Origin of the sequence: Novosphingobium sp., assembly GCF_036733805.1 — a bacterium.
Lineage (GTDB): Bacteria > Pseudomonadota > Alphaproteobacteria > Sphingomonadales > Sphingomonadaceae > Novosphingobium.
The window spans coordinates 62,301-77,306 of sequence record NZ_DAIMZT010000002.1; the positions used below are offsets into that span (position 1 = coordinate 62,301).

At 61.9% G+C, this 15,006-nt stretch carries 13 protein-coding genes and 1 tRNA gene; 4 read left to right on the plus strand and 10 right to left on the minus strand.

The window, feature by feature from the left end:
• Window positions 1-33: 33 nt before the first annotated feature.
• Both V7D69_RS00975 and V7D69_RS00980 read left to right on the plus strand, forming a co-directional pair.
• The gene (locus V7D69_RS00975; RefSeq protein ID WP_324064019.1) at window positions 34-1,452 is read left to right on the plus strand and encodes a RimK family alpha-L-glutamate ligase; all 1,419 of its coding nucleotides are present in this window, start codon (window positions 34-36) and stop codon (window positions 1,450-1,452) included.
• Window positions 1,449-2,240, plus strand: a complete 792-nt coding sequence (locus V7D69_RS00980; RefSeq protein WP_333604849.1) for a sulfite exporter TauE/SafE family protein — start codon at window positions 1,449-1,451, stop codon at window positions 2,238-2,240. Before V7D69_RS00975 ends, V7D69_RS00980 begins: the two co-directional genes overlap by 4 nt.
• 22 nt (window positions 2,241-2,262) lie before the next feature.
• Here V7D69_RS00980 and V7D69_RS00985 read toward each other — a convergent pair whose 3' ends face one another.
• Window positions 2,263-3,825, minus strand: coding sequence for an amino acid permease (locus V7D69_RS00985; RefSeq protein ID WP_324064017.1), 1,563 nt, complete (start codon window positions 3,823-3,825; stop codon window positions 2,263-2,265).
• A 119-nt stretch (window positions 3,826-3,944) separates the two neighbouring features.
• Between V7D69_RS00985 and panB the strand changes: the two genes are divergently transcribed.
• Window positions 3,945-4,814 carry a 3-methyl-2-oxobutanoate hydroxymethyltransferase gene (gene panB, locus V7D69_RS00990; protein ID WP_324064016.1) on the plus strand — a complete coding sequence of 290 codons (870 nt, stop codon included), beginning with the start codon at window positions 3,945-3,947 and terminating at the stop codon, window positions 4,812-4,814.
• A 9-nt stretch (window positions 4,815-4,823) separates the two neighbouring features.
• Here panB and V7D69_RS00995 read toward each other — a convergent pair whose 3' ends face one another.
• From V7D69_RS00995 to efp, 8 genes are all read right to left on the minus strand, one after another.
• Window positions 4,824-6,587 (minus strand): tetratricopeptide repeat protein, encoded by a 1,764-nt coding sequence (locus V7D69_RS00995; protein ID WP_333604850.1) that lies wholly within the window; start codon window positions 6,585-6,587, stop codon window positions 4,824-4,826.
• Window positions 6,588-6,603: 16 nt separating this feature from the next.
• Window positions 6,604-7,968 carry a PEP-CTERM-box response regulator transcription factor gene (gene prsR / locus V7D69_RS01000; protein WP_333604876.1) on the minus strand — a complete coding sequence of 455 codons (1,365 nt, stop codon included), beginning with the start codon at window positions 7,966-7,968 and terminating at the stop codon, window positions 6,604-6,606.
• Complete coding sequence (gene prsK / locus V7D69_RS01005; protein WP_333604851.1) at window positions 7,968-10,097, minus strand: XrtA/PEP-CTERM system histidine kinase PrsK; 2,130 nt, start codon at window positions 10,095-10,097, stop codon at window positions 7,968-7,970. Before prsK ends, prsR begins: the two co-directional genes overlap by 1 nt.
• A complete protein-coding gene (locus V7D69_RS01010; protein ID WP_333604852.1) occupies window positions 10,094-11,479 on the minus strand; it encodes a TIGR03013 family XrtA/PEP-CTERM system glycosyltransferase in 1,386 nt (461 codons plus the stop codon). Before V7D69_RS01010 ends, prsK begins: the two co-directional genes overlap by 4 nt.
• A gap of 622 nt (window positions 11,480-12,101) precedes the next feature.
• Window positions 12,102-12,185, minus strand: a tRNA-Leu gene (locus tag V7D69_RS01015).
• Between the two features lie 46 nt (window positions 12,186-12,231).
• Window positions 12,232-13,053, minus strand: a complete 822-nt coding sequence (locus V7D69_RS01020) for an inositol monophosphatase family protein (protein ID WP_324062029.1) — start codon at window positions 13,051-13,053, stop codon at window positions 12,232-12,234.
• Between the two features lie 36 nt (window positions 13,054-13,089).
• Entirely contained in the window at window positions 13,090-13,509 is a 420-nt protein-coding gene (locus tag V7D69_RS01025; RefSeq protein ID WP_324062031.1) for a hypothetical protein, read from the minus strand.
• Entirely contained in the window at window positions 13,509-14,072 is a 564-nt protein-coding gene (gene efp / locus V7D69_RS01030; protein WP_333604853.1) for an elongation factor P, read from the minus strand. The genes V7D69_RS01025 and efp overlap by 1 nt, the downstream gene beginning before the upstream one ends.
• 141 nt (window positions 14,073-14,213) lie before the next feature.
• Between efp and V7D69_RS01035 the strand changes: the two genes are divergently transcribed.
• Window positions 14,214-14,615: a hypothetical protein gene (locus V7D69_RS01035; RefSeq protein WP_333604854.1), complete on the plus strand. Its 402-nt coding sequence runs from the start codon at window positions 14,214-14,216 to the stop codon at window positions 14,613-14,615.
• 55 nt (window positions 14,616-14,670) lie between these two features.
• Here the strand turns inward: V7D69_RS01035 and V7D69_RS01040 are convergent, their stop codons facing one another.
• The gene (locus V7D69_RS01040) at window positions 14,671-15,006 is read right to left on the minus strand and encodes a hypothetical protein (RefSeq protein WP_324062037.1); all 336 of its coding nucleotides are present in this window, start codon (window positions 15,004-15,006) and stop codon (window positions 14,671-14,673) included.

Consider the following 15,006-nt stretch of genomic DNA (forward strand, 5'->3'; position numbering starts at 1 on the left):
GCCGAGAGGGCCGGAAATGATGGAAATGCCAGCGTGCGGGACGGCTTCGTCAACAGGGTCCGGGAGGCGCCCGGCTTGATGCGGGGATGGTTGCTTTTCCATCGCGATCTTGACCCTGGCACGCCCGAAGTACCTGAAGTGCTTCGTTTCCAACAGGCAGCCAGGGAAGCGGACATCGACCTTTCCGTGCTTCATCCGCATCACTTCGAATTGGTGGTCGGCCGGGAAGAAGGCTGGGACGTGGGATATGAGGGGCAACCGGTGGCGCGCCCCGATTTCATCATCTGCCGCACCGGCGCGGAAACGGATTACTACACACTCGCGCTGTTGCGCCATTTCGAGCGTTGCGGCGTTCGTCTTATCAATGGGCCCGCCGCGATCGAGCGCGTGGCCGACAAGCTCCACACTCTGCAATGCTTGAGTCGCGCCGGCCTGCCGATCCCGCGCACGATCCTCGATACCTTCCCGGTCGATGTCGATCTGGTTGAGCGCGAGTTGGGCTTTCCGGTGATCGTCAAAACGCTCAAGGGCACACGAGGCGCTGGTGTCCTCAAATGCGAGAACCGCAGCCAGTTCGAGGATCTGGCCGGCCTTCTGGAAAGCGCGGAGGCCAAGGCAGACTTTATCCTTCAACATTATGTTCGTGCAAGCCATGGCCGCGACGTGCGCGTGCTTGTCGTTGGCGGCCGGGTGATCGCAGCCATGGAGCGGCGCTCGCTTACGGGTGGATTCAAGTCCAACGTCTCGCTCGGCGGGATCGGCTCTGCCTATAATCCCCCCCCGGAAATGGCAGAGCTTGCAGTCAGGGCGGCTGATGTCCTTGGCCTTGATGTCACCGGCATCGACATTCTGTTCGATGAGGACGGATACAGAATCTGTGAAGCCAACTCCGCACCGGGATTCCAGGGCCTTGAACGGGCCAGCGGTCTGGATGTGCCGACCGCCATTCTTCGATGGATAATTTCGACGCAGGACCTTGCATTGCCAGCCAGTGCGGCAAACGAGAGCGACACGCTCGTCAATATGGCGTTCGGCGGGCGCAGCGGGCTGCGCGCGATTAGCGATCGCAACAGCGAGTATCGGGCTTTCTCCAGCGCGGTCGGCCTGCGGCTGATCGCTGCGGGCATGGCTTGCCTGGGTCACGCGCTCGGCCCGCCGCTGCTCGTCGACCCGAGGAGCCGCACCGGCTCGGGCCTTCGCGCCCTTTACGAAGGGCGAACCAGCGCCGATCTGCCAACGCTTGGTGACAGTGAGCAGGAACGGACACTTGTCGTCGTTCTGGCCGTGGGCATCTGGGCAGCGATTCTGCCCTGGCTGGCAGGCGCTCAGGCCGAGGTGAGCGGAGCGCTTTCACTGATGGCGTTGAGCTTTCCTTTCCTGTTCATGGCGACAGCACCGAGCGGACGCCTGCGCAGTTCGCTTTCCGCCCGAATGCGGCGTGAGGGTCGATGATGGAATTGGCGGGAATTTCGTGGGAAGATATGGCGCCCTTCATTGCCGTAGGCTTCCTGGCGCAAATGGTCGACAGCGCGATCGGCGTGGCGTTTGGCCTGGCCTCCACTTCGCTTCTCGCGCTTGTCGGCATGCCTCCGCCCGCGGCCGCCGCCACCGTCCGCACCGTCGAAAGCTTCGCGAGCGGGGCGTCCGGCATCGCCCACGTCTTTCAGCGAAACGTCGACTGGCATGTCTTCGCGAGACTGGTCGTTCCGGGCATCATTGGCAGCCTGTGCACCGCCTGGCTGTTCCTGATGCTCAATCCGGCAGTGCTTCGGCCAGTGCTATTCGTCTATGTCGCCGCGATAGGAGCCTATCTGATGTGGTGGGCGCCGAGACGGGCACACACGTTCCGGCGCATTCGGCTGGTGGGGCCGTTAGGCTTGGTTGGCGGGGTGTTCGATGCATCCGGCGGAGGCGGCTGGGGCCCGCTCGTCACCGGCAACCTGCTGGCTCAGGGCATGACGCCCAAGATGGCCGTGGGCACCGCAAATGCCGCCGAGTTCTTTGTCACCGTAACGATACTTGCGGTCTTCACCGGGGCGCTCGGCACCAAAACCTTCACTACCCCGGCCGCCGGCCTGCTGATAGGCAGCGTGGTCGCCGCACCACTAGGCGCATGGCTGACGAAACGCATCGCCCCGGCCGCGCTCTTGCGCATGGTCGGCGCCCTCCTGATCGTAACGAGTGTCTGGGCCCTGGCGTCCCTGGTCTTTGCACCCACTCCGATCTTCAGGCGCTTCTGAGCAGAAGCGGTGCGGGCGGTGTTCAAACCGGCGGCACAGGCTGCGGCGGCGCGTCAATATCTTCCTCGTGGATTTCGATCAGGCCGCGTCCCACGTGGCTGCGGCTGTGACTGTAGAGGAAATAGACCGCAAGCCCGATCGCGCCCCATATCGGCAGCACCAGTTTCGCCTCCAGTGGGAGATTGAAATACAGTGCAACGCAGCCGATCGCTGAGAGCGGGGCCATGACCCACACCAGAGGTGTCCGGAACGGGCGGACACGTTTCGGATCGCGAACGCGCAGCACCAGCACCGCAATGGAAACCATGAAGAACGCGAAGAGCGTCCCGGAGTTCGAGATATCCGCAAGCTGGCCGACCGGGAGCAGGGCCGCCGCAATGGCCACGAAAATGCCGGTCAACAGGGTGACGACATGCGGCGTTTTCCACTTAGGGTGCACGCTGGCCAGCTTCTCCGGCAGCAGACCATCGCGCGCCATGACGAAGAAAATCCGAGTCTGTCCGTAAAGCATCATCAGGATAACGGAAGGCAATGCGAGATTGGCGGCAAGTCCGACCAGATCGCCTGCCCAAGTGTAATTTATCGAGCGCAGAACGTGCGCAAGCGCTTCGTTGGAACAGACCAGCGGATGCTGCGCGTTGGCTGCCAGCACGGTGCATTCCCTTGCAAATTCGGGCGAGCCGGGCTGAACGCCGAGCCCGGCGGGCTGCGCCCCGATCGCTCCTATCGCACTGGCAGCGACGAGCAGGTAGAACACTGTGCAGATCGCGAGGCTGCCGATCAGGCCGATCGGTACGTTTCGCTGCGGATTCTTGGTTTCCTCCGCTGCGGTGGAAACGGCATCGAAGCCGACATAAGCAAAGAAAATCGACGATGCCGCACCGACAATGCCCAAGCCGCTCGTTCCAGCGGGGCCGAACCAACCGTTCGGTGCGAAAGGCGCGAAATGCGCGCCGCTCATCTTTGGCAGTGCAAGAGCGATGAACAATGTAAGTGCGGTCACCTTGATGGCCACCAGGATCGCGTTGAAAGTCGCACTTTCCTTGGTCCCGATCATCAACAGCCAGGTTACGCCGAGCGCCACGAAGATCGCCGGCACATTGATAATGCCCGAGCTGAAATCAACGCCGGTGAGCGACCATGTCGGGCCGGCTGCCAGTGCAGCGGGCAACTGAAATCCAGTCCAACTCTTCAGCAAGCCCATGAAATAGCCTGACCAGCCCACCGAAACAGCCGAAGCCGCGACCGCATATTCAAGAATCAGCGCCCAGCCCACCATCCAGGCCAGCAGCTCACCGACCACGGCGTAACTATAAGTGTAAGCCGATCCCGACACCGGCACCATCGAAGCCAGTTCAGAGTAGCACAACGCCGCCACGGCGCAGACCGAGCCTGCGATGACAAAGCTCCACATCATGCCCGGCCCGGCTTTCTGGGCGGCTGCCGCGGTGAGAACGAAAATACCTGTTCCTATCACCGCGCCGATCCCCAGCATGGTAAGTTGGAAAGCGCCAAGCGAGCGGTGAAGAGATTTCTTTTCAGCCGTTGCCAGAATGGCATCGAGCGGCTTTACGCGTCCGAACATGCGGGACCCCCGGGATTTGCGAATTGGCCGACGCTAACGACATGCGAAAGCTTGGCAAGGGCCTAGCGCAGGCGGTCCCCAGCTTTGCAGAAAGTATCCGCGTCCGCTAAAGCACGGTCATGTCTACCACTTTCCAACTCGACACCGCGACCAGCCGCGCTAATCCTACCCCTGCGCCGATGAAGCGCCTGACCGTTCCCGCGATCCAGCGCCGCAAGACGAAGGGCCAAACCCAGGAGCCGCTGGTCATGCTCACCGCATATACGGCCCGGCAGGCGCAATTGCTGGACCCGCACTGCGATATCCTGCTGGTGGGGGATTCGCTGGGTCAGGTGATTTACGGCCTGCCATCCACCCTGCCCGTCACGCTGGACATGATGATCGCGCATGGCGCCGCTGTGGTGCGGGGTAGTTATCATTCGGTCGTCATCGTCGACATGCCCTTCGGCGCTTACGAAGCAAGCCCGCAGCAAGCTTTCGCGGCCGCGAGTCGGGTTATGGCGGAAACCGGTTGCGCCGGGGTCAAGCTGGAAGGCGGGCAGGCCATGGCCGAAACTATCGCCTTCCTGACCCAGCGCGGTATTCCCGTCATGGCGCATGTCGGCCTTACACCGCAGGCCGTGAATGCGCTTGGCGGCTATGGCGCGCGCGGCCGGAGCCAGGAGGAACACGCAAAGATCATAGCGGATGGCCAGGCCGTTGCCGAAGCCGGCGCTTTTGCCATGGTGGTGGAAGGCGTGATCGAATCCATCGCCGTCACCCTTACGCAAAGCGTGGAGATTCCGGTCATCGGGATCGGAGCCTCGGCGCAGTGCGACGGACAGGTGCTCGTCACCGAAGACATGCTAGGCATGTTTGAGCGGGTGCCGCGCTTCGTGAAGCGCTATGCCGACATCGCCGGGATGATTTCCGAAACCGCGGCCAAATATGCCGAGGAAGTGCGCGCGCGCACCTTTCCCGGTTCGGAACAGGTATACCAGCCCAAATAAAGCTCCGCGTTATTGGCGTTCCAAGGCGCTTCGCGCGTCTACGATCGCGGGGGTGAGGCCGACGAGAGCCTGCGCCTTGTCGAGCAGCGCGCGCGCAGCCGTCACGGAACCACCTGGCAGGGCATAGCTGTAACCAAGAGCCTGAGCCGCAAGCGGACTGGACCGCTGCAGGCGATACGCGGCCAGGGCGCTGCCGCGCGCTTCATCTGGGTTGCCCGCGTGCGCCTCCACCATCGCAAGATCGCACAGCAGGCGCACGTCCGATGCGTCACCAGTGTCGCGCAGCCATGAAAGGATCGCATGAGCGCGACCGAGATCACCTGCGCCGATCGCCAGGCGGGCCGCGGCACGCAGGGCTGAACGGTTGTATGGATTCTCCCACAAATAATGATCGACCAGACGCCTGGCGCCCCCCGGATCGTCCGCCGCAACGTACGCCTCGAAGCGACGTTGGAACAGGCTTTCCGACATGCGGATCATGGCGGCCGCCGCATAATGCTTTTGGGCGGCCTGTGCCCGTCCCGCGACAAGCTCGACATCTCCGGCCAGGGCTTGATTGTCGTAGAAGCCCGGCTTGGCGCCTAATGCGGACTCGACCGCCGCCAGCGCCGCCTCCGTCTTGCCCTGAGCAAAGAGCCCGCCGATCTCGCCTTGGCCGGGCACGACGCGCAGCGGTGCTTCTTGGGGACGGGCAGCCCGATCCAACAGTTCGCCGGCGCGCAGGCGATCCCCCGACGCTTCGTACGCCCGCGCCACCGTGGTCAGCAAATAGGGTGACGCGTCGCCACGGGCGATGTCGTCGGCGAAGCGCAAGGTGACATAGCGATATTCTCCGCCGCGATAGATGGCGCGCGCGAGCAGATTTTTCGCCTGCTGACAATCGGGCCTTACCCGAAGCACCGCTTCAAGCGCCTCTTCGGCGGCAGCGGTATTGCCGGCGGCAAGCTCTACCAAGCCGCGCAGCAGCAACGGGCCAGGCAATGTTGCGTCCAGCTTGTCTCCGGCCCGCATGAGCAGCGAACGGGCAAGTCTGTAATTGCCGGCACGCGCCGCGATCACGGCCTGAAGATAATAAGCGCGCGGGTTCTTGGGGCTGAGTTCGAGCGTCTGGCGCGTCACCGCAACAGCCTCCGTCGCCCGGCCCAGCTCGCCCAGCGTCGCCGCATATTCGAGCAGCACCGACACGTCTTTCGGATCACGCTTGATCGCTCGTTCGAACCAGGGGATCGCCGCGCGCAAGCCATAACGATCGCGCGCCAATTGGCCCTGAAATTCCAGGGCCCGCACGTTGTCCGGCCCTAGCGCAAAGGCGTGTTCCGCCGCTTCGATCGCCAACATCTGTTCGCCGTCGGCATAACGCAAGCGGCCGATCTCAACCCACAGAGAAGCATCGTTCGGCAGCAACGCCAGCGCCTTGTCATAGGCCCGCCCGGACGCTTGCAGGTTTCCGTCTAGCTGCTCCAGCAGGCCGAGAGCACGCCATCCGTCGGCAGCGGTTCGCGCAGAGAAATCGCCCGATTCCAGCCACTGCCGAGCCTGGTCCCGATCATTTTGCGCGAGATAAGCTTTGCCCATCCAGGCTGCGACTTCATCGCGCACGGCGCCTTTTTCCAAAGCGGCGCGCAGCTTCATCTCACCGTCAATGCCATCCCCGCGATCCAATGCCACGCGAGCCGCCTCGATCAGCGCGGCGCTGTCCGGACGGGCGCCGAAGCCGGGGGCGGCGTCAAACGCCAGCGATAGGGCAAAAGCCGCCAGCGCCAATCGCCGCATGCCCCTCCCCCGCCGATCAGGGCTGCAGATCGTACTGCTTGAGCAGATCATAAAGCGTGGGCCGGCTGATCCCGAGCATCTTGGCGGTGCTAGAGATATTGCCCTCACTGCGAGCCAGCGCATGGCGGATGACTTTGCGATCCGCCTGCTCGCGTGCGGTCTTGAGGTTGAGTGCGTTCATCACTTGCGCATTGGGTTCGGCCAGATCGAGATCCGTTGCGTTCACGAGCTTCTCATCAGCCATGATGACCGCCCGCTTCACACGGTTTTCCAATTCGCGCACATTGCCGGGCCAGCCCCAGGCATCAATGGCTGCCAAGGCATCGGCGGCGAACCCGCGTACGCGAGGGTTCATCTCCTGCGCGAAGCGATGGAGAAAAGCCTTCGCAAGCAGCGCGGCATCACCGGGGCGTTCCGCCAGGCTGGGTATCTTCACCACGATTTCCGCGAGCCGATAGAACAGGTCCTCGCGAAAGCGGCCATCAGCGATCATCGCTTCCAAGTCCTGATGCGTGGCGCAGACGATCCGCGTATCGACAGCAATGGCTTCGCGCGAGCCCACCCGCTCGATCACGCGTTCCTGCAGAAAGCGCAGCAGCTTCACCTGAAGCTGAAGCGGTATGTCGCCCACTTCATCAAGGAACAGCGTCCCCCCGGCGGCCTGTTCGATCTTGCCTTGCGTTGTCTTTACCGCGCCCGTGAATGCTCCTTTCTCATGGCCGAAAAGCTCGCTTTCGAGAAGATTCTCGGGGATCGCTGCGCAGTTGATGGCGACGAATGCCCCTTTCGCGCGGTCGCTGGCTTCATGCAGCCCACGGGCCAGCAGTTCCTTGCCGGTGCCGCTGGCGCCCAGCAACATGACGGAGACATTGGTGTTCGCAACCCGTTCGATCGTGCGCGCAACCCGGATCATCTCCGGCGCTGCGGTTATCATTCGGCCAAGAACGGTTTCGCCCTTCTCCGCTTTCCCAGCAAGGCGGCGATTCTCATCCTCCAGCTTGTGGAGCTGAAGCGCCCGGCGGACGATCAGACCCAGGGCATCGATGTCCACCGGCTTCTGATAAAAGTCGTACGCCCCACGCGCGATGGCCTGCAGCGCGCTTTCCCTCGCGCCGTGGCCGCTGGCCACAATCACCTTGGTGTCCGGCTTGAGCGACATGATCTCATCAAGCAAGGCAAAGCCTTCACTGGTGCCATCAGGATCAGGCGGCAGCCCGAGATCAAGCGTCACCACATCGGGCGTCTCAGCGCGCAGCAGCGCCAACGCGCCGGTGCGGTCCCCCGCCACGAGCACGTCAAAATCCTCATAGGCCCACTTAAGCTGCGCCTGCAGGCCGGCGTCATCCTCGATGATAAGCAGCTTGGGTCGGATTTCTGTCATCATGCCACTTTCTGGTCCTGGCTGCTCAGGGTTTGGAAAATGTCTGCCGCCGCCGCGAGGGGGATGCGGACGATGAAACGTGAACCCAAGCCTTCACGCGATTCCACATCGAGCCGCCCGCGCATCGCCCGCACCAACTCGCGCGCTTCGAAAGCGCCAATGCCGAAGCCGCCGCTCTTGGTCGAGACGAAGGGCTTGAACAGGCGATTACGCACGAACTCTGCGCTCATCCCGCAGCCTGAATCGAGCACGTCGAAGCGCGCATGAAGGCCGTCCACCGCCATTGAGACGAATACCGGGCTTTCCGGAGGGCTGGCGTCGATCGCATTCTGTACGAGATGCACCAGCACTTGTTCGAGCGAATGGCGGTTGGCGGTGACAACGGCGTCGTGACCTTGAGCGAGCACGACTTGCGGCTTATCGCGAAAACGCTCCATCACGGCCGCGATGACTTCACCGGAGAGGACGTGCTCCAGCTTGTCCACCGCGCCGTTGCCGTAGCGCGACAGACGTGAAATCAGGGCATTGAGCTTTTCCGAGGAATTGCGAAGCGTAACCAGCATATCCGCGCGGAACTCCGGCTTGTCGGCATGAAGTTCGGCATTGCGCGCCAGCAGGCTGAATTGGCTGGCAAGGTTTTTGATATCGTGCATCACGAAGGCGATGCGACGATGAAAGTCCTCAAAACGGCTGGATTCCGCCAGCGCTTCCTGGCTTGCATGTTCGGCGAGATAGCTGGCAGCGTGCTGACCGATGGCGCGCAGCAGATCGAAATCCTCCCAGTCGAACTTGCGGACTAGGTGCGGACGCGCCAGCACGACCATCCCCACCAACCGCTCGAAATGGACCAATGGAATCAATGCCCAGGCGCGAACATCATTGCGGAGCCACGACGGCATCTCCATTTCAGGCGCGACTGAAAGGCCGGCGCGCGCCTCGTCAAGGTCAGTGATGTAACCGGTTCGTTCGAACCAGTTCAGCGAAGCGGCCGGAAGCGCGACCGCCGGAACATCTATTTCCGGCCAGTTCCAACGTGCGCCAAGAGTAAACTCAGCCTGTTCCCCACGCGTCAACAACAGCCCGGAAGGGCAATCGAATACATCGGCGACAGATTTAACCACGCGCTCGGCAAGCGGCTGCGCTTCGTCGCCTCCGCCGCCGACCGTGTGAGTGAAGCGCAGCCATTCCTCGCGATAATCGTAACGGTGCTGGAAGAAATGCTTGACCAGCATCACTTTCAGCCAGCCGCGAACGCGGCGCGAAGGCAACACGACCAGAGCAGCCGCGCTGGCCAGGGTTACGAAGACCAGTTCGATCAGCCTCGCGAAATCGCCGCGGGAATAGGACAGCCACTGCGCCACCATCACCATGGCGACGAGGTAGAAACCTATGACCAGCAGCGAAAAGGTCTGGAAGGTAACGGCACGCGAAGGACGCAGTCGCAGCGCATCGCGATTCCAGGCGGCGGTGAGCGCGAAACAGCCGGCCAGCGCGATAACCGCCAGTCCGCGAAAGGCGGCGATCTCGACCGGCCATCGCGCGGCAAGATAAGCTATTGTGTAAAGATTGAGATCGAAAGCCCATAGCACGGCCAGACCGGTCGCTGGCCAGCGCAGCGCGGCGCGTGCTTCGCGCGGGGCACCCGCATAGAGATTATGCGCCAGCACCAGCCCCCCCACCGCCACCAGGAGCCGCAGCATCACGTTCAGTTCAAACACACTGCGTGGCGCCAAGCCGTCCGGCCCACTGTGCGGCAATCCGTAGTCCGCGCCGAGATGCAGTAGGACGACGAAGAAAAGCGCGAAAATTACTGGCCGGATCGGCGCCACGCTCGCGTGGCGGCCATCACTTGAGAAGAGGCGGTAGATGGCGAACAGCCAGGCAAGATTGCGCGCGCTTTCAGTGACGGACGGAAGCAACGCCTCCGACGCTGACGATGGCGCGGAAGCGACGGCGAGGCACCAGCCGGCCGTTACGAACAGCGCCGCCAGAATGCTGGCGCCGGCATTGCCGAAACGGGCGCGGCGCGGCCATGTCCAGAACGCAAGGCTTGCCAGCGCGATCGCTGCGGTCACGTCGAGAATGTCGCCCAGCATGATCCACGGGACGCTCGGGGTTTGCGTCATCATCGCGCGCCCTCGCTCCAGAGGACCACCCGCAGGGTTTGCAGGATAATCAGGAAATCCAGGAACGGCGTGTAATTCTTCGCATAATAGAGATCGTATTCGAGCTTGTGGCGCGAATCCTCGATCGAGGCGCCGTAGGGATAATTGATCTGCGCCCAGCCGGTGATGCCCGGCTTCACCATATGGCGCTCCGCGTAATAAGGCAGTTGCTCTTCCAGATCCGCGACGAACTCTGGCCGCTCTGGCCGAGGGCCGACGAAGCTCATTTCCCCTTTCAGCACGGTCCATGTCTGGGGAAGCTCATCAATGCGCACCTTACGAATGAAGCGGCCCACGCGCGTAATGCGCGGGTCATCCTTTTGCGCCCACTTCGCACCGGCGGCCTCGGCATCCGTGCGCATCGAGCGCAGTTTGATGACATCGAAGCTTTCCCCGAAAAGGCCAACGCGCGATTGACGGTAAAAAGCGGGTCCTTTGCTGTCGAGCTTCACCAGCAGCGCGAAAAGCAGGATCACCGGCGTCGTGATGAGCAACAGCAAAGCACTTGCGGTGACATCAAAAATCCGCTTCGCCACGCTGGAAATGGCGCGTCCTGAAGAAAAGCCGTCCGAAAAGATAAGCCAACTGGGGTTGACGGTATCAAGATCGACCCGCCCGGTCTCGCGCTCCAGGAAGCTGGAGAACTCGTTTACATGAACGCCCGCCGTCTTGATCCGCAACAAGTCCTTCAGCGGCAGGGCATTGCGCCTTTCCTCCAGCGCCAGCACAACTTCGCTTACCCCCAGATTTTCCACAAAACGGGTAAGATTGGGAATCGCTCCGCGGGGTATGGCTTCCTCAACCAATGGCCGGGCCTCGCTCATGCTCAGGTAGCCGACGATCACGAAGCCGCTCTCGGGCCGTTCCGCAAGCTCGCGCAGGCGTTGCGCGCGATTGCCGGCTCCCAGCACGAGCACGCGGCGCCGAAAGGCGGAGGTTCCCAGAAAACCGCCGAGAAGTAAGCGATTGAACACAAGAAAAGCGATCGCAAACGCCATCGAATAGGCTAGCGTCGATCGCCAGAAATTCTGTTCGCCGATCACAAAATCCGCAAAGGACAAGGCAATCACGCCCAGCGAAATCGCCACCAGCAGGCGCGCCGCCGCAAACCGCATGGAGCGTAGCGCGTCCGCGCCATAGACCCCGACTGCGATCATCGATAGCACGATGACCGCTGCGAAGATCGCATGTGGACCCATACGCGTCGCCAACTCACCGGGGTCCATCCCGATCTGCCCTGCCCGCAGCCGCCAGGACATTTCATTGGCGCTGACCAGCAGCAGCACGTCCACGAACCAAAGCAGTACGACCGCATGCGGAATATAATGTTTGAACAGACGAATCATCGTCGTTTTACGCCATCCTCGGAAGGCCATTGCGGCTTGCGGAACGGAGTAGGCCAAAGGCGTAAAATGTCGGTAAAGCTGACATCGCTTTCGCGCTGAAGCGAATATTCGTCCAGAATTGCCAGGCATTTCCTTCAAAATTGTCGGCAATCTTTACACGCGCTCCTTATTCGAGGAGCCCGACCGCGCATCGCCGCACCTGACAGGCCGGCAAAGTTTTTCTGATAGCGCCGATAGAAACCTCGAATCGACATTATCAACCATATAAGTAGAGTTATTGGCGAGCGAAGGGTCCTGCCCTGGCTCCGCGGCATTTGATGATTGTCAGCTTGCTCCGCGTCACCAACCGCTAAAGCGCACGAAACCAAAGGCGACAACGCCGGCTTCGTGCCTCCCGCAAAGGAGATACGAAATGCTCAATCCGTTTCCCAGGGCCACCTCCAGAGTGTTGCGCGCAAGACCCGCACCAAGCACGCGGCTGCCCCATCCCTCTTGGCGCCGCACGCTCGAGCCGATGCCGGCCGATGGCGCGGCCGCGATCCGCTGCGCTGGGGACTTTTGGTCACGCCTTGGGCTTTGACGGCCGCAAGGGCCGTCATCCAACGTCAGCAAAAGCAGGAAATGGTGCCCCTGGCCCGACTCGAACGGGCACGTCTTGCGACAAACGATTTTGAGTCGTTCGCGTCTACCATTCCGCCACAGGGGCACGGCATGGGACGGCACGCTTAGCCGCGCCGTCCCTTTCGCTCAAGTCAATCCTTAAGGGCGCTCACCACGATCTTGTGGAGACGCGAATGCAGTGCGTCATTGCCGGCCAGGATTTCTGCGTCACAATAAGGCAGCGAGCGCCCTTTCCAGTCCGACACGAAGCCGCCCGCTTCACGAACCAGGAGACAGCCCGCCGCGGTATCCCAGGGTTTAAGGCCAGCTTCCCAATAGCCTTCGTAACGCCCTGCCGCGACCCAGGCCAGATCAAGCGCCGCCGAACCGAAGCGCCTTATGCCCGCAACCTGGGGGGCAAGAGCACGGTAGATCTTCGACCATTGACCTGCATCGCCGTACCCGGCGAACGGAATGCCGGTGGCGATCAGGCTTTCATCGAGGTGGCGGCGCGAGGATACCCGCAGGCGCCGATCCTGAAGCCAAGCGCCCCGCGATTTCTCAGCCCAGAAGCTTTCGTCAGTGATCGGCTGATAGATCAGAGCGGCGGTAACCTCCCCCCAGCCCCTGCCGTCAAGCCGAGGCTCCTGCACCGCGATCGAGATCGCAAAATGCGGAAGGCCGTGCAGGAAGTTGGTGGTGCCGTCCAAGGGATCAACGATGAAGCGGGGCTTGGTCGGATCGCCTTCGATTTCGCCGCCTTCCTCGAACAGGAAACCCCAATCGGGCCGGGCCGCGCGCAATTCATCCCAGATCGTGCGTTCAGACGCCTCGTCAGCCTTCGAAACGAAATCCGACGGCCCCTTGCGGCTGACCTGCAAGTGCTCGATTTCGCCGAAGTCGCGGCGCAAGCGCCCGCCCGCCTTGCGGGCGGCCTTTTCCATAACGCGGATGAGACCGGAAATTGCGGCCATAGACCTGTACTACTCCTGGAACCGGCGAACCGGTGCTTATCGACCGCTGGGGGCGTTGCCCGAAGGAGCGGGAGCCGAGCCGGCTGGCGCCGCCTCTGGCTGATACCCGCAGATCCGCGCCAAGACGCCGAGAAGCTGGCTCGGATTGTTCTTATCGATCTTGCCGGGATTCTCAGCGATCACCTTGTCCATCGATTCCGTGATCTTCCCAAGCGAGTTGTTGTAAAGGCAGCCGACCAGCGCACCTTTTACAGGCTGATCCACCTTTTCCGACTGCAGCCCGCTGATAAGCACCTTGAGATAGAGCATCGCATCCTGTTCTTGCGATTGGCTTGCCGAAGCGGAAGCCGGCGCGGCGGGGGCCGCCTTCGCCGGAGCCTTGGCAGGAGCCGCCAGGACGCTCCCCGCGCTCATGGTCAGCACGGTCGCAGTAAGAATCTTCGCGATGTTGCGCATCAGTCTGCCTTTCTGACGTAAGTTTTCTCGTAAACGTCGACGACGATGCGGGTGCCGCTCTCGATATGCGGCGGAACCATCACGCGCACGCCATTGTCGAGAACGGCAGGCTTATAGCTGGAAGAGGCTGTCTGGCCCTTCACCACCGCATCGGCTTCGACGATGGTTGCTTCGACTTGTTCGGGCAACTGGACCGAGATGGGACGTTCTTCCCACAGCTCGAGCAGAACCTGCATGCCGTCCTGCAGAAAGGCCGCGGCGTCGCCCAGCAAGTCCGCCGGCAGGATAATCTGTTCGTAGGTCTCGATATCCATGAACACCAGATCATCGCCCTCAGCATAAAGGAACTGAAAATCCTTGGTGTCGAGCCGCACTTTCTCGACCGTGTCTGCGCTGCGGAAACGTACGTTGGTCTTGCGTCCATCGATCAGGTTCTTCATCTCAACCTGCATGAAGGCGCCGCCCTTGCCAGGCTGGGTATGCTGCGTCTTGGCGACCTTCCAGATGCCGCCTTCGTATTCTAGGATATTGCCGGGACGGATATCGACGCCGCTGATCTTCATGGATTCTTGCCTTCGATGGGAAAGAGCTTGTCTGTTTCGCATGATCCCGCGGGCGCGCCGCAGACCATCCTTGAAAGCCTGCGCCCTTAGACGAGGCTTGCGGGCATGGCAATTCCTTCGCGCCGATGCTAGCCCGTGGCCATGACATTCCCTTTTGGTCCATGCGCCACCTCACTTGCAGCAATATTCCTCGCCATCGGTGTGTCCGCCTGCGCTTCGCCGGGTGTTCAGCCGCCGCCGGTGGAGGGAGGCAAGATCGGAACGCTGGCAATGGGACGCTACATTTGCGAGTTGCCAGGAGACGCCAGCGGCGCCGCCGGCAATCCGATTCCGGAGTTCGAATTTCGCGTGGTCAATGCCTCCAGCTACAAGGCGGGCGATATCAGGGGAAGCTATCTCTACACCGGAGACCGCGTATTGATGACCGGCGGCAAGCTCAAGGGCTTGGCGCTGCACCGAATTTCCGACGGCTTCCTGCGCCGGATCGAGAAGGACGGCAGCGACGGCGAGATGCGCTGCGTGCTGACGGTTCGTCGCCGATAACCGAAGCGAACGGCCCCCCTTCGTCGATATACAAAGGAAAAGAACGTCTTTCGTGTTAACACCCGGCTCTCTCATCGCGGGTAACGGCATTGCTGTCCCAGAACAGCATATCCCCTTCGTTCAATGCCAGTTCTACGCGCTTACCCTCACCGTCTGCGAAACTTAGCACGGACCCTGAAGGCATGCCTCGCTCCACCCGTACGGCGGGGCCGACCCGGCGAAGCAATTCATCGCGCCGCGCATCCGAAAGCGCCTGGCCTCGCGCAAGGACCAACCCATGGCGCTGAAACAGATCGGCGAAATGATACGCCTCAGACGGCGCGAGAGGCTCGGCAAGGTCGCGTTCGATTTCCACGCCGAACGGTTCCAACCTGCGGAAGGGCAAAGTCAC

Excerpts from the sequence above, each read along its gene's own strand:
- V7D69_RS00980 (WP_333604849.1), top strand. The coding sequence starts at position 1,449 with ATGATGGAATTGGCGGGAATTTCGTGGGAAGATATGGCGCCCTTCATT.
- V7D69_RS00985 (WP_324064017.1), bottom strand. The coding sequence starts at position 3,825 with ATGTTCGGACGCGTAAAGCCGCTCGATGCCATTCTGGCAACGGCTGAA.
- panB (WP_324064016.1), top strand. The coding sequence starts at position 3,945 with ATGTCTACCACTTTCCAACTCGACACCGCGACCAGCCGCGCTAATCCT.
- V7D69_RS00995 (WP_333604850.1), bottom strand. The coding sequence starts at position 6,587 with ATGCGGCGATTGGCGCTGGCGGCTTTTGCCCTATCGCTGGCGTTTGAC.
- prsR (WP_333604876.1), bottom strand. The coding sequence starts at position 7,968 with ATGACAGAAATCCGACCCAAGCTGCTTATCATCGAGGATGACGCCGGC.
- prsK (WP_333604851.1), bottom strand. The coding sequence starts at position 10,097 with ATGATGACGCAAACCCCGAGCGTCCCGTGGATCATGCTGGGCGACATT.
- V7D69_RS01010 (WP_333604852.1), bottom strand. The coding sequence starts at position 11,479 with ATGATTCGTCTGTTCAAACATTATATTCCGCATGCGGTCGTACTGCTT.
- V7D69_RS01020 (WP_324062029.1), bottom strand. The coding sequence starts at position 13,053 with ATGGCCGCAATTTCCGGTCTCATCCGCGTTATGGAAAAGGCCGCCCGC.
- V7D69_RS01025 (WP_324062031.1), bottom strand. The coding sequence starts at position 13,509 with ATGCGCAACATCGCGAAGATTCTTACTGCGACCGTGCTGACCATGAGC.
- efp (WP_333604853.1), bottom strand. The coding sequence starts at position 14,072 with ATGAAGATCAGCGGCGTCGATATCCGTCCCGGCAATATCCTAGAATAC.
- V7D69_RS01035 (WP_333604854.1), top strand. The coding sequence starts at position 14,214 with ATGACATTCCCTTTTGGTCCATGCGCCACCTCACTTGCAGCAATATTC.